Origin of the sequence: Herbaspirillum frisingense GSF30 (assembly GCF_000300975.2) — a bacterium.
In the GTDB taxonomy this organism is placed as follows: Bacteria; Pseudomonadota; Gammaproteobacteria; order Burkholderiales; family Burkholderiaceae_D; genus Herbaspirillum; species Herbaspirillum frisingense.
In genome coordinates this window covers 1-19,449 of sequence record NZ_AEEC02000058.1, presented here as the reverse complement: position 1 = coordinate 19,449, position 19,449 = coordinate 1, and the positions used below count along the sequence as shown (strand labels likewise).

Below are 19,449 nucleotides of genomic sequence, written 5' to 3'. Positions count from 1 at the left end.
GGGCGTGGTCGGTTCGTCCAGGCCGAAGGTCGACAGCGGCGCGGCGCCGGAGGCCATCTCCATCACCAGCGCATCGTCACGATTGAGTACGCGCACGGTGCCTTGGCCAAAGATACGGGCCTTGTCGGCGGCATAGTTTTCCATGCTGCCGTGCCAGTCCAGATGGTCCTGGGTCAGGTTCAGCACGGTGGCCGCATGCGGCTGCAGGCTCTGCGTGGTGTGCAACTGGAAGCTGGACAGCTCCAGCACCCAGGCCTGCGGCATGCTGCCACGGTAGGTCGGCTCGGGCGGCGGCGGTGGCGGGACTTCCACCAGCGCGTCTTCCTCGGCCTTGCGGGAGACTTCCATGAAGTCGCCCAAGTTCATCGCTTCGCCAGTCGTGGCGGGCATATCGGGTTCGGCCTGCGGCACGACGTCGGAAGCCACTTCCAGGGTGGCGGCGACGGCGGGATCGACTGTTTCTGCAGCGACTGGCGCTTCGGCCAGCTCAGCGTTTTCAGGGGCTTCTGTCGCCCCGGCGGTCTCAGTGGCCTCGGTAATCTCAGCGGCAGGCAGGTCTGTTTCGACAGACTCGTGCGGCTGTTGCACCGGCCCGGTCGCTTCGCCGTCGTCAGCCGTTGCCAGCAGATCCAGCTGCGGGGCAGCGGATGCATCAGTCGACAGATCAGCGGATGAATCAGCCGGCAGATCGGCCTGCAGCACCGGCACGGCAATCGCTGCCGCTTCTTCGATCCGGGCGGCGGCGCGACGATGCTTTTCGGCCTCGGCCGCCTGCTGGGCATCCAGCACGGCTTGCTGGGCGGCTTGCGCCTCGGCTTCGGCCTGCGCCTGGGCTGCGGCGATCGCATCCTGCTCGGCCAGTTCGGCCAGGAAGACCTTGTCCCGGATCACCGCTTCGCGCAGCACATCCAGCGCGGCCGGGCTGATATTGCCGGCCACTTGCACCGACAGGCCGGCGCGCTGGCACAGCAGGCCGGTCAGGCGCGTCACCGTGGTCTTGCCGTTGGTGCCGGTGATGGCCAGGACCTTGGGCTGGTACAGCGTTTCTTCGCGCAAGGCGGCCAGCGCCTGGGCGAACAGTTCGATCTCACCCCACAGCGGCAGGCCGCGCTCTGCGATGGCCGGCATCAAGGCGGCAAGTTCGCCATCGGGTGCCAGGCCCGGGCTGACGGTGACGAAGTCCACGCCCTCCAGCAGGGAGGGCGACAAGGCCTGGCCCAACACGGCCTGGGCCTCGGGTGCGTCACCGCGCAGGGCGGCCAGGCGCTCGGCCAGGGCCGCTTCGCCACGGGTATCGGCCACGCGCACGCTGGCGCCGCAGTAGACCAGCCACCGCGCCATTGCCAGGCCGGACTCACCGAGTCCGAGCACCAGAACGTGTTTGCCCGAGTAATTCATCGTTGTTTCCAAACTCACTTCTCTAGAACCTGCTTGCTACAAAGGCAGCCCTGACATGGTCAGCAAGGGCGCCGTGATTTCTTTCCTGCTACGGGGTGAAGCAGACTTCAGCGCAGCTTCAGCGTCGACAAGCCCACCAGCACCAACATCATGGTGATGATCCAGAAACGGACCACCACCTGGGTTTCCTTCCAGCCCTTCTGCTCGTAGTGATGGTGCAGCGGCGCCATCAACAGCACGCGGCGGCCGGTGCCGAACCGCTTCTTCGTATATTTGAAATAGGCCACCTGGATCATCACCGACAGGGTCTCCACCACGAAGATGCCACCCATGATGAAGAGCACGATCTCCTGGCGCACGATCACGGCGATGGTACCCAGGGCGCCGCCCAGCGCCAGCGCGCCGACGTCACCCATGAACACCTGCGCCGGGTAGGCGTTGTACCAGAGGAAGGCCAGGCCCGCGCCGCCCATGGCGCCGCAGAAGATCAGCAGTTCGCCGGCTCCCGGGATGTGCGGGATGAACAGGTATTTGGCGTAGCTGGCATTGCCGGTCAGGTAGGCAAACAGGCCCAGCGCGGCGCCCACCAGCACGGTGGGCATGATGGCCAGGCCATCCAGGCCGTCGGTCAGGTTGACGGCATTGCTGGTGCCGACGATGACGAAATAGGTCAGCGCGATGAAGCCCCACACACCCAGCGGATAGGTGACCGTCTTGAAGAACGGCACGATCAGGTCGGCCTTGGGCGGCAGGTCCAGGCTGAAGCCGGAACGTACCCACGCCACGAACAGGTCGAAGACCTTCATGTTGCTCACTTCCGAGACCGAGAAGGCCAGGTAGAACGCAGCCACCAGGCCGATCAGCGACTGCCAGAAATACTTTTCGCGCGAGCGCATGCCCTGCGGGTCGCGATAGACCACCTTGCGATAGTCATCGACCCAGCCGACGGCGCCGAAACCGAGCGTGACGATCAGCACGATCCAGACGAAACGGTTGGACAGGTCGGCCCACAGCAACGTGGAAATGCCAATGCCGATCAGGATCAGCACGCCGCCCATGGTGGGGGTGCCGGACTTGATCAGGTGGGTCTGGGGACCATCGGTGCGCACCGCCTGGCCGACCTTCATGCGGGTCAGCATGCGGATCACGGCCGGGCCTGCGATCATGCCGATCAACAACGCCGTCAGCGTGGCGAACACCGCGCGGAAGGTGATGAAGTTGAACAGGCGCAGAAAGCCGAAATCCTGTTGAAAATTCTGTGCGAGCCAGACCAGCATGCTAATGGGTCTCCTGTTGATGTTGCGTGTTGGATTCAACGTTGACCAGATGCTGTACAACTCGCTCCATCTTCATGAAGCGTGAACCTTTTACCAAAACGGTCGCACCTTGCGGTGCGGCCTGCTCCACCGCTGCATTGAGGGCAGCGATATCGTCGAAATGCCTTGCCTGTGCGCCGAAGGCCGCGACGGCGTGCCTGCTCAGTTCGCCCAACGCGAAGAACAGCGGGATGCCGCGGCTGTGCGCATAGGCGCCGATCTCGGCGTGGAATTGCGGCCCCTGGTCGCCGACCTCGCCCATGTCGCCCAGCACCAGCACGCGTGGGCCGCTGATGGCGGCCAGCACGTCGATGGCGGCGCGCACCGAATCGGGGTTAGCGTTGTAGGTGTCGTCGATCACCAGGGCGCCGCTGACGGCCTGCTTGCGTTGCAGGCGGCCATTGACCGGGGCAAAGCTTTCCAGCCCACGCACCACGGCCTCGACCGCGATGCCGGAACCCAGTGCGCAGGCAACTGCTGCCAGCGCATTGCGGACATTGTGTTCACCCACGGCGGCCAATTCGAGCTTGAACTGCGCCGGGGGAACGGCCAGCCCCTTGACGGTGACCTGCAGGCTGCTGCCGAACGTGCCGGCCTGATAGGTGGCGCTGACATCGGCTTGCGGCGTAAGGCCGAAGCTCAGCACCCGCCGCGTGCCGGCCTCTTCGCGCCAGAGGGCGGTAAAGTCGTCGTCGGCCGGGAACACGGCCACGCCATCGGCCGGCAGGTGGCGGATCACGGCGCCGTTTTCACGCGCCACCGCTTCCACGCTGGCCATGAATTCCTGGTGCTCGCGCTGGGCATTGTTGACCAGGCCCAGCGTCGGCGAAGCGATGCGAGAGAGGACCGCGATCTCGCCCGGATGGTTCATGCCCATCTCGACGACGGCAGCCTGATGCTGGTCGCGCAGGCGGAACAGGGTCAGCGGCACGCCGATCTCGTTATTGAAGTTGCCACGCGTGCCCAGGTAGCCGTCTTCACCGAAGGCGGCCGCCAGGATCGCGGCGATCATTTCCTTGACCGTGGTCTTGCCGTTGCTGCCGGTCACGCCGATGACCGGGATCGCGCGGCGGTGACGCCAGCCATGGGCGATCTGGCCCAGCGCGGCGCGGCTGTCCGGCACCACGATGGCCGGCAGTGTCGAGCCCGGCGGTACGCGTTCGACCACGACGGCGGAAGCACCCTGGGCGGCCACGGCATCAAGGAAGTCGTGCGCATCGAAACGCTCGCCGCGCAGCGCCACAAACACGTTGCCGGGCTTGACCGCCCGGCTGTCGGTGACGACGTCGTTGAGGATCAGCTCACCGGCCGGCGCATTGATTACACCAGGCACCGTATGGGCCGAGGCCGCAGCCTCGGCGGTGCGGATCCATTCCAGCATCTGGCTGAAGTCGAACCGCATCATGCGCCCCCCATCATGGTCGAGCGCGCAGCCAGCGCCAGGGCGACATGGTCGGCGTCGAGGAAGGGCAACTTCTTGCCGGCGATTTCCTGGTAGGCCTCATGGCCCTTGCCGGCCAGCAGCACCACATCGGCGCGGGTGGCGTGGCGGATGGCCCACAGGATGGCGCCGGCGCGGTCGGCCAGCACGACCGGTTCCACGCGGCTCATGCCGGCGCAGATCTGTTCGATGATGGCTTGCGGGTCTTCGCTGCGCGGATTGTCGCTGGTCAGCACCACATGGTCGGCCTGCTCGGCGATCTGGCCCATCTGCGGGCGCTTGCCCGGATCGCGATCGCCCCCGCAGCCGAACACGCACCACAGCTGGCCGCCACGCTGGGTAGCGACCTGGCGCAGCGCGGACAGGGTCTTGTCCAGCGCATCGGGGGTATGCGCGTAATCGATCACGATCAGCGGCACGTCCGGTCCGCCGAACTGCTGCATGCGGCCAGGCGCGGGCGTCAGGGCGGCAGCGGCCGCCACGACGGCGTCCCAGGCCAACCCTTGCGTCAGCAGCACGCCCATGATGCCCAGCACATTGCTGACATTGAAGCGGCCCACCAACTGGGTCTTGACCTGGCCGCTGCCGAAGGGCGAATCGACATGGAACACGGTACCGGCATGGCTGCTGCGCAACTGGCTGGCGCGCAGCGTGGGGATGCCGGCCGCCTGGGCGTCAGCCTCTTCGGCCAGCGCGTAGCCGATCACCGGCACCTGGCGACCCGCCAGCAAGGGCAGCAGGCGCAGGCCCATGGGATCGTCCAGATTGAGCACGGCGTGCTTCAGGCCGGGCCACTGGAACAACTTGCGCTTGGCGTCTTCATAGGTCTGCATGTCACCGTGGAAATCCAGGTGATCACGCGTGAAATTGGTGAACAGGGCGACATCCACATGCATGCCGTTCATGCGCCCTTGTGCCAGCCCGATCGAGGAAGCCTCGATGGCCAGCGCCGTGACGCGCCCCTGGGCCAGCCGGGACAGGCTGCGCTGCAGCAGCACGGCATCCGGGGTGGTGTAGCCGGTCACATCAAAGCCCTGCTGCTTGCCACCGACGAAGCTGCCCACGCCCAGGGTGCCGATCACGCCGGCATTGCTGATGGCCGGCAGGCGCGACAGGGCGCTACCCAGCCACCAGGAGCAGGAGGTCTTGCCGTTGGTGCCGGTGACGGCCACGGTCAGCATGCCCTGGTCGGGCTGCCCATACCAGGCGGCGGCGATCTCGCCGGCCTGCGCCTTGAGATCGGGCACGGCCAGGTGCGGTTCGTCGACCTCTTGCGGCCAGGTGTAGCCCTCGGCTTCATAGACGACCGCAGCCGCACCGCGCTCGACGGCATCGGCGATATAGGAGCGTCCATCGGCGTCGCCCACGTAGGCGAAGAAGACGTCGCCCGGCGCCACACGACGCGAATCGGACGTCAGTTGCGCAGACGGCGCCGCCTGGCGCAGCCAGGCGAGTATGTCTTGCAGGCTCAGAACGCGCTTGGACATTACATGCTCTCCTCAAGCGGTTCTTTGGGAATGATGATGTTGGTCACGCTGGAGTCCGGCGGCACGTTCAATGCACGCAGGGCATTGGCGGCCACGTTGGCGAACACCGGGCCGGCCACCGGGCCGCCATAGTGCTGGCCTTGCGGCTCGTCGATCATGACCGAGATGATCAGGCGCGGGTCCGACATGGGGGCGATGCCCGAGAAGGACGCCACATACTTGCGCACATACTTGCCGCCCTCGATCTTGTAGGCGGTACCGGTCTTGCCACCCACGCGATAACCCGGCACCTGGGCCTGCGGCGCGGTACCACCGGGGGCAACCACGGTTTCCAGCATGCGGCGCATCTGCAGGGCGGTATCGGCCGAGATCACACGCTGGCCGATGGGCGAGTCGGTGACCTTGGTGAAGGACAGCGGAATGATGTCGCCATTGCGGGCGAAGATCAGGTAGGCATGCGCCAGCTGGATCAGCGATACCGAGATACCGTGACCATAGCTCATGGTGGCCTGTTCGATCGGACGCCAGGACTTGTACGGACGCACGCGGCCGGCCACGGCGCCCGGGAAGCCGAACTTGGGCTGCTGGCCGAACCCGACCGTGGTGAACATTTCCCACATCTCTTCGGGCGGCATGCCCAGGGCGATCTTGGCGGTACCGATGTTGGACGATTTCTCGATGATCTGGGCCACCGTCAGCGGGCCGTGGGCATGCGAGTCGCCGATGGTGGCGGTGCCGATGGTCATCTTGCCGGGCGCGGTCTGGAACACGGTGGAGGGTGTGACGCGATGGGTGTCCAGCGCCAGCGCCACCGTAAACGGCTTGAGCGTCGAGCCCGGTTCGAAGGTATCGGTCACGACGCGGTTGCGCAGCTGCGCGCCGGTCAGCACCGAGCGGTCGTTGGGGTTGTAGGTGGGCAGGTTGGCCAGTGCCAGCACTTCGCCGGTCTTGGCGTCGACCACGATGATGCCGCCGGCCTTGGCCTTGAACTTCTCCACCGCTTCCTTCAGTTGGGTGAAGGCGATGTACTGGATCTTGCTGTCGATGGACAGGGTCAGGTCGCGGCCGTCATGCGGTTCGCGGATGGATTCGATGTCTTCCACCACACGGCCCAGGCGGTCCTTGATGACGCGCCGGCTGCCGGTCATGCCGGCCAGTGTCTTCTGGGCGGCCAGCTCCATGCCGTCCTGCCCGGCATCTTCGATGTTGGTGAAGCCGACCACGTGCGCCATCACCTCGCCCTCGGGGTAGAAGCGCTTGTATTCCTTGCGGGTTTCCACGCCGGGGATGCCCAGCTTGACGATCTTGTCGGCGGTATCCTGCTCGACCTGGCGCTTCAGGTAGACGAAGCTGCGATCCGAATCCAGCTTCTTGCGCAGCTCGGCATCGCTCATTTCCAGCAGCTTGGCCAGTTGCACCAGCTTGTCCTTGGGCGCGGCCTGGACGTCGTCGGGAATGGCCCAGATCGCCTTGACCGGCACCGACGAGGCCAGCACCTGGCCATTGCGGTCGGTGATCTTGCCGCGCGTGGCGGGCAGTTCCAGGGTGCGGGCGTAGCGCGAGGCGCCCTGCTTCTGCAGGAAGTCGGTGGACACGCCCTGCAGCCACAAGGCCCGTACGATCAGGGCGACAAAGGCCACGAACAGCACGAACAGCACGAAGCGCGAGCGCCATGCCGGCAACTTGACCTGCAGGATGGGATTGGAGGAGAAGGCCACGCCCTTGGAAGCCGCCACGCGGCTGCCTGCCAGGTTGGGACGCGGAGGCATCTTGGTCATTGTGCCCCCACGGTGAGGTATTGGGTGCGGGCGGAGGTGACCGGCATCATGTTCAGGTCACGCCGGGCCAGTTCCTCGATGCGGGCGTTCTTGCCCAGGGTGGACTGGTCCAGTTGCAATTGCGCCCAGTCGACATCAAGCTGGCGAGCCGCGCTCTGGGCGCGCTCAAGCTCGATGAACAGGCTGCGTGCCTTGTACTGGGCGCTCACCACCGATAGCGCGCACGCCACCAGCAGGGCCGTCAGCAGCAGGCACAGGCGGCCGGTCACGCAGCCACTCCAGCGGCAGGTGCCACGATCAGCTCCAGGCCGCGCATCACCGCCGAGCGCGCACGCGGATTGGATTCGACTTCAGCCGCGCTGGGCATGACCCGCGGCAGCAGGCGTGCAGGGGCCTGCGGCAGGTCGATCGCACGAATCGGCAGGCGGCGGTCGGGCTGCGGTGCATGGGCCTTGGATGCCATGAACTGCTTGACGATGCGATCTTCCAGCGAGTGAAAGCTGATCACAACCAATCTCCCGTGCTGCGCCATCTGACGGAACGCTTTTTCCAGTCCTACCTCGAGTTCTTCAAGCTCTTGATTGACGAAAATCCGTACAGCCTGAAATGTGCGAGTGGCCGGATCTTTGCCTTTCTCGCGGGTTTTGACGGCCTGTGCCACGAGCGCGGCAAGCTGTCGTGTGCTTGAAATTGGCTGGATTGCCCGGCCAGCAACAATCTTCTTTGCAATCTGAAGAGCAAACCGTTCTTCCCCATAATCACGTATCACCTTTGCAATCTGCTGTTCGTCTGCCGTTGCCAGCCAATCCGCTGCCGACATGCCACGCGTGGTATCCATGCGCATGTCCAGCGGGCCATCCAAGCGAAAGCTGAAGCCGCGCGCGGCGTCATCCACCTGCGGCGACGAAATACCCAAATCCATCAACACCCCGTCGACCTGCGCGATGCCGCGTTCGGCAAGCGCCTGGTCCATGGTCGCGAAGCTGTCATGCACGATCTCGAAGCGTGCATCATCGATCTTCTGCGCCGTGGCAATGGCCAACGGGTCCTTATCAAATGCGATCAGACGGCCCTGCGGGCCCAACCTGGAGAGGATGGCGCGGCTATGACCGCCGCGACCGAAGGTACCGTCCAGATAAACGCCATTGGCGCGCTCGCCCTCGATGGCCAGCGCGTCCACGGCTTCTTCCAACAGCACGGTGCGGTGCTGCAGCTCGGGCACCGGTTGCAGATTCATCTTGTCCGGCCGTCAGAAGGAAAAATTACTCAACACATCCGGCATACCGCCCGCCACAGCCTCGGCTTCACTTTCAGCCAGCTTGACGGCATCCCAGATTTCGAAATGGCTACCCATGCCCAGCAACATCACGTCGCGCTGCAAACCAACGGCGGCGCGCAACTCCGGCGCGATCAGGATGCGGCCGGCACTGTCGAGCTCCACATCCTGGGCATTGCCCAGGAAGATGCGCTGCCAGGCACGGGCCGACATCGGCCAGTTGGCGATCTGCTCACGATGCGTCTCCCAGGTCGGGCGCGGGAAGAACAGCAGGCAACCATGCGGATGGCGCGTCACGGTGGCTCGCCCTTCGCACTGCACAATCAGGGCGTCACGATGCTTGGCCGGAATGGTCATCCGTCCTTTGGCATCGAGATTGAGTGCTGACGCGCCCTGGAACACTGTTTTTTCCTTCGCCTCTGGCGAGTGAGATTGCTGATCGGGTGTGGTGTCACCTTAGGCAAATGCAAATGAATCCACAAAATGCCCCACAAAAAAACACTTTTTGACACTGCCGCCCACTTTAGAGGATGCACTATTGCAGGTCAAGCGGTATACACAGGGAAAAACGGGGATTTTGCTAATAAAGTCAAAGACTTAGCGCACTTCCTTAAAACAGCGTTTTCAGAAGTTTTTCGAAGAAAATGAAGGACTTAGCATTTACATTGAAGGTGCAACCTGAGCTTTACACATGTGTTTATCGTCAGAATTGCGTAACTACGCGGATTTGCGCGGCATGGAAGAGCTGGCGTGCGCGATTTCGGGGCGGTGACCGGGGCGCTCGAAAAGAGCTCTTGCCACCCTCCGATTTTGCGAGTGCAAAGAGAAAGCGACATGGATTTTGCAGTGCAACTTTAGTTCCCCGGAAGCTTGCCGATCGCGCACTGAAACGATAAAAAAGCCAATTCAAGACGTCGGCCGCGATCAGACACGAACAGCCGATGAAGAAAACAGAGTCGCCAATGCCCGACGAAATGGGCGACGAAATGGAGGATGTGCCGGCGCGTGAGCACAGTTCTTGATCAAATTCTTCATCAAATGAATGCCCTGACGCGTTTTTGTTTTGACTTCGGCGGCGACCACCTTTTACTATCCGTGTCTTTGGGGAGATCGATACACCAAAACGGGGCCTCCACGGTCCGTTCAACGGTGCTGAAAAGCAGGTCGATTTTTTTCAATCAAGGTCGGTCAAGACCAGGTCAAATCGGCTGAAAACGCAGATAGGGCTTGCGAATCCGCCTCATTCCAGTGCTAAAATCTGGGCACCTTAACAGTGAAAGGAATTTAAAAGTGAACAAATCTGAATTGGTTGACGTTATCGCCGCCGACACCGAAATCTCCAAGGCAGCAGCTCAGCGCGCGCTGGACTCCGTCATCGAGAACATCATCAAGGCCGTGACCAAGGGCGATACCGTGCAATTGGTCGGCTTCGGTTCCTTCTCCACCGGCAAGCGCGCTGCCCGTACCGGCCGCAACCCGCAAACCGGCGAAGAAATCAAGATCGCCGCTGCAACCACCGTGAAGTTCTCGGCTGGCAAGGCTTTCAAGGAAGCCGTGAACAAGAAGAAGAAATAATTTCACGCATTTGAATGCCATGAAACAGATTCATGGCATTCAAATCGAGGCCGATCCACTCGGATCGGCCGTCCTCCCCCTCCACCGCCTTCCCTCCGCAGTACAGCCCCGCAGTAACGTCCCCGCAGTAGCACGCATCGTCAGCACAGTTCTCCGCACGCGCTGCACATACCGCCTCGCAAGTCCGATCCATCCCTTATCTCCGTTTGCCAAGGCAGAGCGTAGCGCCTAGAATTTTTTCGGTTTCATATGAACTCAATGCCGTTGCACCCGCGTTTTGTTCCCGTCTTCCGCCACATCCCATGACCTGCCGGCTGGTCCGGCGCACCCGAGGAGACCGTCGATGAATAGCCCCGCCCAACGCCCGCCGCTACCTCTCTTCACTCGTGAGACCGCAGCCATGAAGGCTCGCGCCGCAGAGGACGCCTGGAATTCCTGCGACCCGCAACGCGTTTCGCTGGCCTACACCGAAGACAGCCGTTGGCGCAACCGTGCCGACTTCATCACCGGCCGCGCCGAGATCGTCACTTTCCTCACCCGCAAGTGGACCCGCGAACAGGATTACCGTCTGATCAAGGAAGTCTGGGCGCACGAAGGCAACCGCATCGCCGTGCGCTTCGCCTACGAATGGCACGACGATTCGGGACACTGGTACCGTTCCTACGGCAATGAGAACTGGGAATTCGACGAGCATGGCCTGATGCGGACCCGCCATGCTTCCATCAATGACCTGCCCATCAAGGAGTCCGAACGCAAGTTCCACTGGGACCGCTCAGCCCCGCGCCCGGCCGACCACCCCGGCCTGAGCGCACTGGGCCTCTAATCCGCAGAGGTGCGGCCAGGGCTGCTTGCTGGTTCAGGCGGCCAGGTCGGCCAGCGGATGCTGGTCTGGCGACCAGGGATCGGCAAAGAAGCCCTCCACCCATTCCGGCGTGGCAGCGCCCAGGGAAGCCGGATTCCATTGCGGCTTCTGGTCCTTCTCGATGATCAGCGCACGGATACCCTCGACGAAATCCGGCCGCGCCGCGCAATGCAGCGACACCACGAATTCCAGCCGGAATACCTCGGCCAGAGACAAAGGACGCACCCGCTTCTGCAAGGCGTAACCTAGCCACGCCGAACCAGGCGATCCGGCGCGCAGGGTCGCCATGGCCTTGGTCAGCCAGGGGTCATCGGTCTGCAGCGCGAGGATGCCGTCCACGATCTCCGGCAGGCTGGGCTGGCGGCACAGGGCCTCGATCTGGTCGTAATGCGTCCGCAGGTTGGACGACGCAAACACCGCCGCCCCCTCCTGCACCGATGCGCCTTGCGCAGCCGCCAGTACGCGATCGAGCAACTCCGCATCACGCCCCTGGCCCCACGGCTGCTGCAGCAGCGCATCGATCACCGACTGCTTGGCCGCCTGCGCCACCCGGTAGTCCGCCAGACCGGCAAAGAGCGCATCGTTGGCGTTCAGGTTGGCCCCGGTCAGTGCCAGGAACACCCCGGTCTTGCCCGGCATGCGAGCCAGGAACCAGCTGCCGCCCACGTCCGGGTACAGGCCGATGGTGATTTCCGGCATCGCCAGGCGCGACTTTTCAGTGACCACCCGATGGCTGCAACCGGCCATCAGACCGATGCCACCGCCCATGACGATGCCATGCCCCCAACACAGGATGGGCTTGGCGAAGCTGTGGATAAGATAATCCAGGCGATATTCCTGCTCGAAGAATTCGGCCGCGTAGTGATTGGCGCGGATGTCCTCGCGCTCGGGCGAGGCGTGATGTTCGCGCATGGAACGATAGAGTTGCTGCAGGTCGCCACCGGCGCAGAAGGCTTTTTCACCCTGCGCCTGCAGCAGCACCATCGCCACGCCGGGATCAGCCTGCCACCGCTGCAGTTGCGGCGTCAACAGGCTGACCATCTCCAGCGAGATGGCATGCAGGGTCTTTTCGGAAGCGAGGGTGGCGATGCCGATGCGGCGGCCGTTGGCGGCTGTCAGTTCTTCGAACAGCACGGGTGCGGCTACTTGGTTCATGGGTCTCCTGGGGTCTCTTGCGCGAACCCGCAGTGCCCGCGGGCCGCAGTGTTTTAATGGAAGGAAATTCAGTGAAGCAGGCCGGTAGGCCGGATTCTGTTACGGCGGGAAACCCGCTATGACAGCCATTCCTCTAGGCGACGGATCACTCCGCCGCTCAAGCTTTCTACCCGCACGCTCCGCGAGCCACATCAACGCGTGCCTATTTGAAATTGCTCCGGGTGGAGGTTACCGCGTTTCACCGTAACTTAATACGCTCGTCTCTGTGGCCCTGTTCCTCGCCTTATACCGGCTTGCGCCGGCTTTCAGCGGACGGCCGTTAACCGTCACCCTGCTCTGTGGAGTCCGGACCTTCCTCCCGCCGCCTCCTTGCGAAGGCGGCCAGCGGCTGTCTGGCCTGCATCGGGCGCTATTGTAGCGCAGCATCGCCCGGCGCCGGAGATTGCTGGTGCAAAACCCTTGTGCGCGAGCGCACAAGTTCATGCCGATTCGGCATGTGACACCCGGGCGCCTCTTAGGTAGTCTCCTGCTGATCCGCTGCAGCTAGTGCTGCGCGGTTCTTGACTGACTTTCACGAAACACCATGCATATCTGCGTATTGGGCGCCGGCGTAATCGGCGTGACCACTGCCTACCGCCTGCTCCAGGATGGCCACCAGGTCAGCCTGATCGATGCACACGACCAGCCCGGCGCCGGCACCAGCCAGGGCAATGGCGCCCAGCTCAGCTACTCCTACGTGGCGCCGCTGGCCGACCCCTCGGTCTGGACCAAATGGGCTTACTACATGTTCAGCAAGGAATCGCCGCTGACCATCAAACCCACCCTGGACGGCGCGCAATATCGCTGGCTGGCCCAGTTCCTGCGCTGCTGCAACGCCGAGCGCGTGCGCCACACCACCCTCGACCTGCTGCAACTGGCCTTCTACAGCCGCGACCAGCTGACCCAGTGGAATGCCGGCCTGAACCTGTCCTTCGACTACCAGCGCTCCGGCAAGCTGGTGATGTTCACCGATGCCCAGGGACTGGAGTCGGCCGCTGCACAGGTACGCTTCCAGGCGCAATACGGTTGCCAGCAGGAAGTGCTGGGCGCGGCCGAATGCATCCGCATCGAGCCCGCGTTGGGTCATTCGCAACGCGACTGGGCCGGCGGCGTCTACACCCCCAGCGAGGAAGCCGGCGACTGCCCGCAGTTCTGCCGCGCACTGGTGGACGTCATGCAGGCCGACCCGAATTTCCGTTTCATCGGCGGCGCACGCGTGGACGCCGTACGGCGTGACGACCGTCAAGGCCAGGCCCTGCGCGCCGTCCAGGCCGGCGGCCAATGGCTAGAGGCCGACCGCTTCGTCCTGGCGCTGGGGGCCGACAGCAGCGACTTCGCCCGCCTGCTCGACCTGCGCCTGCCGCTCTATCCGCTCAAGGGCTACAGCATCACCGTACCGCTGGAGGACGACACCAGCCGTGCGGCCGCACCACAGGTCTCCATCACCGACATCGCCCGCAAGATCGTCTACGCCCGCCTCGGGCAGCGTCTGAGAGTGGCTGGCCGCATCGAACTGGTCGGCCAGGACCGCAGCATCCCGCGCCGTGCCATCGAAGAACTCAAGAACGGTATGCGCGAACTCTTCCCCGCCTGCCGGCTCGGCGACGACGCCACGCTCTCGCCGTGGATGGGCTTCCGCCCTGCCACCCCGAGCGGGGTCCCCATCGTCGGTCGCTCACCGGTGAACAACCTCTATCTCAACATCGGCCAGGGTGCGCTGGGCTGGACCCTGGCCTGCGGCAGCGCAGCGCTGCTGGCCGACCAGATCGCCGGCCGCACCCGCGCCATCGACGACACGCCATTCCAGTACCGGGCCTGAAGAAGTTTCATGCGACGCCCCCGCAATCGGAATTAACATGGAGCCTCGCCAGCGCCCTGCTGGCCTGATCCATGGGAGACGAACGATGCGGGAAAACCGGCTGCGCACCCTCTTCGCGCAACAGCAACTGGCCCTCTCGGGCTGGATTTCGATGGGCAATTCACTGCTGGCCGAAGTGGTCGCGCACAGCGGCTACGATGCGGTCACGGTGGACCTGCAACACGGCCCCTTCTCCATCGAATCGGCCCTGCCGATGCTGCAGGCCATCTCCAGCACCGAGGCCGTGCCGCTGGTGCGCTGCTCCGAGAACAGCCTGGGCGAAATCAACAAGCTGCTCGATGCCGGCGCCTATGGCGTCATCTGCCCGCTGATCAACACCGCCGATGATGCCGAACGCTTCGTGCGCGCCTGTCACTACTCACCCCGCGGCGGCCGCAGCTATGGCCCGGCGCGCGGCTTCCTGTATGGCGGAGCCGATTATTTCGCCCACGCCAACCAGACCATCCTCACGTTGGCCATGATCGAAACCCGTGAAGGCTACGCCAATGCTGAAGCGATTCTGCAGGTGCCCGACCTGGACGGCATCTTCATCGGCCCCAGCGACCTGGCCATCGAACTCGGCCTGCCCCCGGATGCCTATGGCGACCAGCGTCTGAACGACGCCATCGATCATCTGCTGGCGCTGGCGCGCAAGCTGGGCAAGTACGTGGGAATCTTCGCCGGCACCATGGACATGGCGCAGCGCATGAAGGCGATCGGCATGGACCTGGTGGTGCCGGGCACCGACATCCAGCAGATCAAGGCCGAAGGGGCGAGACGTATCAGCGCCTTGCGCTGATTCCAACACCGCCGGTGGCAGGGCTGGACAGCAAGACCCGTCAGCAGTAGGATTAAATCCCATCCACCCGAAGGAGCCAGCCATGCGAAGCACACAGCAGATGAGCATTACCCTGCCTAACGAAATGGCAGATGTGGTGAAAAGCAAGGTACGTAGCGGCGAGTACGCCAGCGAAAGCGAAGTGATCCGCGACGGACTGCGCACCTTGCTGGCCCGTGATCGGGCGATGGAGAGCTGGCTGAACAACCAGGTAGCGCCAGCCTATGACGCGTTGAAAAGTGATCCTTCCCGCGCCGTCACCGCAGACCAGGTACGCGCCCGCCTAGCGGCCGAGCACGCCAAGGCAAGATGAACCATCGCATCGTCTTCACTCCGGAATCACTGGAACAACTCGCTCAGCTTTACCACTACATCGCGCAAGCGGCGTCGCCTGACATAGCGGCGGGATATACAGACGCCATCGTCAGCTACTGCGAAAGCCTACGCACCCTCCCCCTGCGCGGGACAAAACGTGATGACGTCCGGCCTGGTCTACGCCTGACGAACTACAAAAAGCGGACAGTGATCGCCTTTGCTGTTGATGAGGAAGAGGTCGCCATCATCGGCATCTTCTACGGTGGCCAGGACATTGAAACGATCTTGCGAAAAGACCCGGCCGCGGACTAAATCGAAGGACTGTAGGGGATCCACATCAACAAGAAAAAGCGGATCAGGACATTTGCCCTGATCCGCTTTTTACATCTCGCGCGTCCGTGACCTCAGCCCCGCACCACCCGACCGAAGAACGGATAGTTGGGATCGTTGTAGCCATGCGTGGACGCATGCCCCGGTGTGACCAGGCTGTCCACCAGCGCCTCTTCCTCGGCCGTGATCTTTAGCTCGGCCGCATCGTAGTAATCCTCCATCTGCGCCAGCGTGCGCGGGCCGGCGATGACGCTGCTGATGGCCGAATTGGCCAGTACCCAGGCGGTGGCGAACTGGCCCAGCTTGATGCCGCGCTGCTCGCAGTGCTGCTGCAGGCGCTGCGCGATCAGCAGCGATTCTTCGCGGAATTCGGTTTCCATCATGCGCTTGTCGCCGCGTCCGGCACGGGTATCCTCGGCCGGCTTCTGGCCCGGCTGGTACTTGCCGGTCAGCACGCCACGCGCGATCGGGCTGTACGGCACCACGCCCAGGCCATAGTGTGCGCAGGCCGGCAGGATTTCCACTTCCGGCTGGCGGTTCAGCAGGTTGTAGTAAGGCTGGCAGACCAGCGGCAGCGGCACATTGTTCTTCTCACACAGGCGCGCAATCTCGGCGATGCGCCAGCCACGGAAGTTGGACACCCCAAAGCCGCGAATCTTGCCGGCGCGGATCAGGTCGCCCAGGGCCTGCACCGCCTCTTCCAGGTTCTCGTCCTGGTAGTCGCGGTGCATGTAGAGGATGTCCAGGTAATCGGTATCGAGACGCTTGAGGATGTTCTCGGTCTCGCGCACGATCCAGTTGCGCGAATAGTTGGACTCATTGGGCCGGTTGCTCATCGGATTGCCCAGCTTGCTGGCCAGCACCCACTCATGGCGCTGTCCGGCCAGCAGCTTGCCGACGATCTCCTCCGACTTGCCCTTGGTATAGACGTCGGCCGTGTCGATGAAATTGACGCCGTGTTCGCGGGCCGAGGCCACGATGCGGCCGGATTCCTGCAGGTCGGTCTGGTCACCGAACATCATGGAACCCAGGCACAGGGCCGATACCTTGAGGTTGCTCTTGCCGAGGCGACGATAGTGCATGCTGTCTCCGAATCGAAAAATGGGTGTGGATAAGTTAAATGCAACCGATCATTCTAGCGCCGTGCCGCCGCACCCGCCGGGGACTCACAGCATCGGCGCTTCTTCTTCCTGCCAGCGCCGCTTGTCGCGCAAGGGCGGCGCACCGAACAGACGGCTGTATTCGCGACTGAACTGCGACGAGCTCTCGTAACCGACCCGATGCGCCGCCGTCGCCACGCTGGCGTCGGCCGTCAGGATCAGCTTGCGCGCTTCCTGCAGGCGCAGGTTCTTCTGGTATTGCAAGGGACTCATGGCCGTCACCATCTTGAAGTGATGATGCAGCGACGACACGCTCATGTGCACCTCGCGCGCCACGTCCTCGATGCGCAAGGCCTGGTCGTAACCGTCCTTGATCAGGCGGATGGCCTTGGCCACGCGGTTCATCTGGCTGTCCTGCAGCACCGTCTGGCGCAGCAGCGCACCCTGCCCGTTCATCAGCAGCCGGTACAGGATTTCACGCCGTATCATCGGCGCCAGGATGGCCACGTCACGTGGCGACTCGTGCAGGCGCAAGAGTCGCAAGACGGCATCCAGCAGTTCGACGTCGAGCCGGTTCACGTACAGCCCGCGGGCCGCGCCCTCTGTGAGATGGGCGGCCGCCGGCAGGTTCTCGTCACCGATCAGTTCACCGATCTCCTGGGTATCCAGTTCCAGCCGCAGGCCGAGATAGGGCTCATCGGGACTGGTCACCATCACCTTGCCCACCACCGGCAGATCCACCGAAGCCACCAGGTAGTGCATGGGATCGTATTCATAGATTTCATCCCCCACGAAGATGCGCTTGGAACCCTGCGCGATCACCGCGAAGACCGGCTTCTGCACCGCGTGCTTGGGACCGGTGGGGCAGGTGATGCGATAGATTTCCAGGTCGGGGATGGCAGTGGCCAGCATGCCTTCACTGCCGGCGGTATAGCGCTCCAGCAGCTGCAGCAACTCCTGCTGCATGGCGTGGAAACGGGCAACGGCGGCCAGGTCGGCCTCGGACCGGGTGGGCGCCACCGAGGTGGGCGAACTGTCATGCTCCAGCAAGAGCAGGGGCGCGGAATCCTGGACAGCGTGCAGATCGAGATCCATGGTGTTCTCTCAACAAGGGACAAGCGGCAGCTTAACGCTTGCGCAGCGCTGCCTGATTCTCTGGCAATCACACACGGAGGATCAGGCAAGAAGTTTGCAGAATCAGGTATGCCCGACGGCGATTGGGCGCGATCATGATGAGGCCGTCACGGCAACATCGGCCCGCATGCCGCACACACAGGCGACCCGGTGCGACGACACAAAAACAGGAACAGAGAATCAGGCAGAAAATCGGCAGCTTTCGGCACGCCAAAACCTGCGGGCCGCCTGCATAATCCTCGCCGAACTGATCACCAGGCAAACGTCAGAACACACTCTCGGCGATGTTGTACTGCTCGACCACGGTGCGCACGGTGCTGACTTCAGGCTTCTTGACGAAGCTGCACTCGCTCTCTTCCATACCCATGGTGCAGGCCTTGTGCAGCGGGCAGGTGGCGAACAGCTCGGCCACCCAATCGACGAAGGCACGCACCTTGGGCGAGAGGTGACGGTTGTGCAGGTACACCACCGAGATCGGCATGGGCGCCGGCTTCCACTGCGAGAGCAGTTCGACCAGGCGGCCCTCCTCGATGTGGCGCGTCACCATGTACAGCGGCGCCTGCACCATGCCGAAGCCCTGCAGGGCGCATTCGACGTAGGCATCGGCCTCGTTGACCGAGAGCTTGCCATCCATCTTCACCTCGCGCGTGACGCCATCAACCACGAAATCCCAGTCGATGGTGCGGCCGGTGCGGCTGGAGAAGTAATGCACCGCCTTGTGCTGCTGCAGGTCCTCGATGGTATGCGGCACGCCGTGGCGCTCGAGGTAGGACGGTGCGGCACAGGTGACGGTCTGGAAGGTGCCGATGCGGCGCGCCACCATCGATGAATCCTGTAGCTCGCCGATGCGGATCACGCAGTCCACCGCCTCCTGCACCATGTCCACCGGGCGGTCGCCCATGCCCATGACCAGCTCGATGTCGGGGTACTTGGTATAGAAGTCGCACAGGTTGGGCAACAGCATGAGGCGCCCGACCGAGCCCGGCACATCGATGCGCAAGCGCCCCTGGGGCCCGCGCGTGACATTGCGGAAGGATTGCTCGGTCTCGTCGACGTCGGCCAGGATGCGCACGCAGCGCTCGTAGTAGGCCGCGCCATCGGGCGTGAGACTGATGCGGCGCGTGGTGCGATTCAGCAGACGCACCCGCAGCATGCTCTCCAGCCCCTGGATCAGGGTGGTGACGGTAGTACGCGGCAGGTTCAGGTTGTCCGCAGCGCGCGTGAAGCTGTTGGCATCAACCACAGCGGTAAAGACTTGCATGGCCTGGAAACGGTCCATCGCTCTCTCCTAAGTGCCGGCGTCCGAGAACATCGGAGCGGCAAGCGGGGGCAGGACTAGCACAGGCAAGAGCAGGCACCGCCCCCGGCGCGCCGATTGCCCTGGTCCGGGCGGTCCCGGCGATACGGCCAGGCCCGCTCGAATTGAATCAATTTACAACAAATAACCGCCAATTACGCAGCAACTACGCAGCAACTACGTGCTTCTCCGCGCTATTGCACCAGAAAAACATTGGTGCGATCACTCAGGAAATCCGTACTTGGCAGCC

At 63.5% G+C, this 19,449-nt stretch carries 18 protein-coding genes and 1 other RNA gene; 6 read left to right on the top strand and 13 right to left on the bottom strand.

Going from position 1 to position 19,449, the window contains the following annotated elements:
• From HFRIS_RS23480 to mraZ, 8 genes are all read right to left on the bottom strand, one after another.
• The coding region (locus tag HFRIS_RS23480; protein ID WP_006465518.1) for a Mur ligase family protein at positions 1-1,398 on the bottom strand (1,398 nt) is incomplete at its 3' end.
• Between the two features lie 107 nt (positions 1,399-1,505).
• Positions 1,506-2,675 (bottom strand): phospho-N-acetylmuramoyl-pentapeptide-transferase, encoded by a 1,170-nt coding sequence (gene mraY / locus HFRIS_RS23475; protein WP_006465517.1) that lies wholly within the window; start codon positions 2,673-2,675, stop codon positions 1,506-1,508.
• Position 2,676: 1 nt separating this feature from the next.
• The gene (locus HFRIS_RS23470; protein WP_006465516.1) at positions 2,677-4,119 is read right to left on the bottom strand and encodes a UDP-N-acetylmuramoyl-tripeptide--D-alanyl-D-alanine ligase; all 1,443 of its coding nucleotides are present in this window, start codon (positions 4,117-4,119) and stop codon (positions 2,677-2,679) included.
• Complete coding sequence (locus HFRIS_RS23465) at positions 4,116-5,642, bottom strand: UDP-N-acetylmuramoyl-L-alanyl-D-glutamate--2,6-diaminopimelate ligase (protein ID WP_006465515.1); 1,527 nt, start codon at positions 5,640-5,642, stop codon at positions 4,116-4,118. The genes HFRIS_RS23470 and HFRIS_RS23465 overlap by 4 nt, the downstream gene beginning before the upstream one ends.
• Positions 5,642-7,420 carry a peptidoglycan D,D-transpeptidase FtsI family protein gene (locus HFRIS_RS23460; RefSeq protein ID WP_006465514.1) on the bottom strand — a complete coding sequence of 593 codons (1,779 nt, stop codon included), beginning with the start codon at positions 7,418-7,420 and terminating at the stop codon, positions 5,642-5,644. The genes HFRIS_RS23465 and HFRIS_RS23460 overlap by 1 nt, the downstream gene beginning before the upstream one ends.
• On the bottom strand, positions 7,417-7,689 hold the full coding sequence (gene ftsL / locus HFRIS_RS23455) for a cell division protein FtsL (protein WP_006465513.1): 273 nt from the start codon (positions 7,687-7,689) through the stop codon (positions 7,417-7,419). Before ftsL ends, HFRIS_RS23460 begins: the two co-directional genes overlap by 4 nt.
• The gene (gene rsmH, locus HFRIS_RS23450; protein WP_006465512.1) at positions 7,686-8,657 is read right to left on the bottom strand and encodes a 16S rRNA (cytosine(1402)-N(4))-methyltransferase RsmH; all 972 of its coding nucleotides are present in this window, start codon (positions 8,655-8,657) and stop codon (positions 7,686-7,688) included. The genes ftsL and rsmH overlap by 4 nt, the downstream gene beginning before the upstream one ends.
• Positions 8,658-8,669: 12 nt before the next feature.
• Positions 8,670-9,098: a division/cell wall cluster transcriptional repressor MraZ gene (gene mraZ, locus HFRIS_RS23445; RefSeq protein WP_006465511.1), complete on the bottom strand. Its 429-nt coding sequence runs from the start codon at positions 9,096-9,098 to the stop codon at positions 8,670-8,672.
• An 888-nt stretch (positions 9,099-9,986) separates the two neighbouring features.
• Here mraZ and HFRIS_RS23440 point away from each other — a divergent pair.
• A complete protein-coding gene (locus HFRIS_RS23440) occupies positions 9,987-10,271 on the top strand; it encodes an HU family DNA-binding protein (protein WP_006465510.1) in 285 nt (94 codons plus the stop codon).
• A 343-nt stretch (positions 10,272-10,614) separates the two neighbouring features.
• Entirely contained in the window at positions 10,615-11,094 is a 480-nt protein-coding gene (locus tag HFRIS_RS23435) for a nuclear transport factor 2 family protein (RefSeq protein ID WP_039877149.1), read from the top strand.
• Between the two features lie 33 nt (positions 11,095-11,127).
• Here the strand turns inward: HFRIS_RS23435 and HFRIS_RS23430 are convergent, their stop codons facing one another.
• Both HFRIS_RS23430 and rnpB read right to left on the bottom strand, forming a co-directional pair.
• Positions 11,128-12,288: an enoyl-CoA hydratase/isomerase family protein gene (locus tag HFRIS_RS23430; RefSeq protein ID WP_006465508.1), complete on the bottom strand. Its 1,161-nt coding sequence runs from the start codon at positions 12,286-12,288 to the stop codon at positions 11,128-11,130.
• Between the two features lie 69 nt (positions 12,289-12,357).
• Positions 12,358-12,692: RNase P RNA component class A (rnpB, locus tag HFRIS_RS24610), an RNA gene on the bottom strand.
• 179 nt (positions 12,693-12,871) lie between these two features.
• Between rnpB and HFRIS_RS23425 the strand changes: the two genes are divergently transcribed.
• The 4 genes from HFRIS_RS23425 (at position 12,872) to HFRIS_RS23410 (ending at position 15,650) form a co-directional block, all read left to right on the top strand.
• Positions 12,872-14,146, top strand: a complete 1,275-nt coding sequence (locus HFRIS_RS23425) for a D-amino acid dehydrogenase (protein WP_006465507.1) — start codon at positions 12,872-12,874, stop codon at positions 14,144-14,146.
• 85 nt (positions 14,147-14,231) lie between these two features.
• Positions 14,232-14,984, top strand: a complete 753-nt coding sequence (locus HFRIS_RS23420) for an HpcH/HpaI aldolase family protein (protein WP_006465506.1) — start codon at positions 14,232-14,234, stop codon at positions 14,982-14,984.
• An 82-nt stretch (positions 14,985-15,066) separates the two neighbouring features.
• The gene (locus HFRIS_RS23415; RefSeq protein ID WP_006465505.1) at positions 15,067-15,336 is read left to right on the top strand and encodes a ribbon-helix-helix domain-containing protein; all 270 of its coding nucleotides are present in this window, start codon (positions 15,067-15,069) and stop codon (positions 15,334-15,336) included.
• A complete protein-coding gene (locus tag HFRIS_RS23410) occupies positions 15,333-15,650 on the top strand; it encodes a type II toxin-antitoxin system RelE/ParE family toxin (protein ID WP_006465504.1) in 318 nt (105 codons plus the stop codon). Before HFRIS_RS23415 ends, HFRIS_RS23410 begins: the two co-directional genes overlap by 4 nt.
• Before the next feature lie 92 nt (positions 15,651-15,742).
• Here the strand turns inward: HFRIS_RS23410 and HFRIS_RS23405 are convergent, their stop codons facing one another.
• The 3 genes from HFRIS_RS23405 to HFRIS_RS23395 all read right to left on the bottom strand — a co-directional run bounded on the left by HFRIS_RS23405 (position 15,743) and on the right by HFRIS_RS23395 (position 19,181).
• On the bottom strand, positions 15,743-16,750 hold the full coding sequence (locus HFRIS_RS23405; protein WP_006465503.1) for an aldo/keto reductase: 1,008 nt from the start codon (positions 16,748-16,750) through the stop codon (positions 15,743-15,745).
• A gap of 84 nt (positions 16,751-16,834) precedes the next feature.
• Complete coding sequence (locus HFRIS_RS23400; protein WP_006465502.1) at positions 16,835-17,863, bottom strand: AraC family transcriptional regulator; 1,029 nt, start codon at positions 17,861-17,863, stop codon at positions 16,835-16,837.
• 304 nt (positions 17,864-18,167) lie between these two features.
• Positions 18,168-19,181: a LysR family transcriptional regulator gene (locus HFRIS_RS23395; RefSeq protein ID WP_006465501.1), complete on the bottom strand. Its 1,014-nt coding sequence runs from the start codon at positions 19,179-19,181 to the stop codon at positions 18,168-18,170.
• Positions 19,182-19,449: the final 268 nt, after the last annotated feature.

Bases quoted from the DNA above. Each gene is read 5' to 3' on its own strand.
- mraY (WP_006465517.1), bottom strand. From the start codon at position 2,675: ATGCTGGTCTGGCTCGCACAGAATTTTCAACAGGATTTCGGCTTTCTG.
- HFRIS_RS23470 (WP_006465516.1), bottom strand. From the start codon at position 4,119: ATGATGCGGTTCGACTTCAGCCAGATGCTGGAATGGATCCGCACCGCC.
- HFRIS_RS23465 (WP_006465515.1), bottom strand. From the start codon at position 5,642: ATGTCCAAGCGCGTTCTGAGCCTGCAAGACATACTCGCCTGGCTGCGC.
- HFRIS_RS23460 (WP_006465514.1), bottom strand. From the start codon at position 7,420: ATGACCAAGATGCCTCCGCGTCCCAACCTGGCAGGCAGCCGCGTGGCG.
- rsmH (WP_006465512.1), bottom strand. From the start codon at position 8,657: ATGAATCTGCAACCGGTGCCCGAGCTGCAGCACCGCACCGTGCTGTTG.
- HFRIS_RS23435 (WP_039877149.1), top strand. From the start codon at position 10,615: ATGAATAGCCCCGCCCAACGCCCGCCGCTACCTCTCTTCACTCGTGAG.
- HFRIS_RS23430 (WP_006465508.1), bottom strand. From the start codon at position 12,288: ATGAACCAAGTAGCCGCACCCGTGCTGTTCGAAGAACTGACAGCCGCC.
- HFRIS_RS23425 (WP_006465507.1), top strand. From the start codon at position 12,872: ATGCATATCTGCGTATTGGGCGCCGGCGTAATCGGCGTGACCACTGCC.
- HFRIS_RS23420 (WP_006465506.1), top strand. From the start codon at position 14,232: ATGCGGGAAAACCGGCTGCGCACCCTCTTCGCGCAACAGCAACTGGCC.
- HFRIS_RS23415 (WP_006465505.1), top strand. From the start codon at position 15,067: ATGCGAAGCACACAGCAGATGAGCATTACCCTGCCTAACGAAATGGCA.
- HFRIS_RS23410 (WP_006465504.1), top strand. From the start codon at position 15,333: ATGAACCATCGCATCGTCTTCACTCCGGAATCACTGGAACAACTCGCT.
- HFRIS_RS23405 (WP_006465503.1), bottom strand. From the start codon at position 16,750: ATGCACTATCGTCGCCTCGGCAAGAGCAACCTCAAGGTATCGGCCCTG.
- HFRIS_RS23400 (WP_006465502.1), bottom strand. From the start codon at position 17,863: ATGGATCTCGATCTGCACGCTGTCCAGGATTCCGCGCCCCTGCTCTTG.
- HFRIS_RS23395 (WP_006465501.1), bottom strand. From the start codon at position 19,181: ATGGACCGTTTCCAGGCCATGCAAGTCTTTACCGCTGTGGTTGATGCC.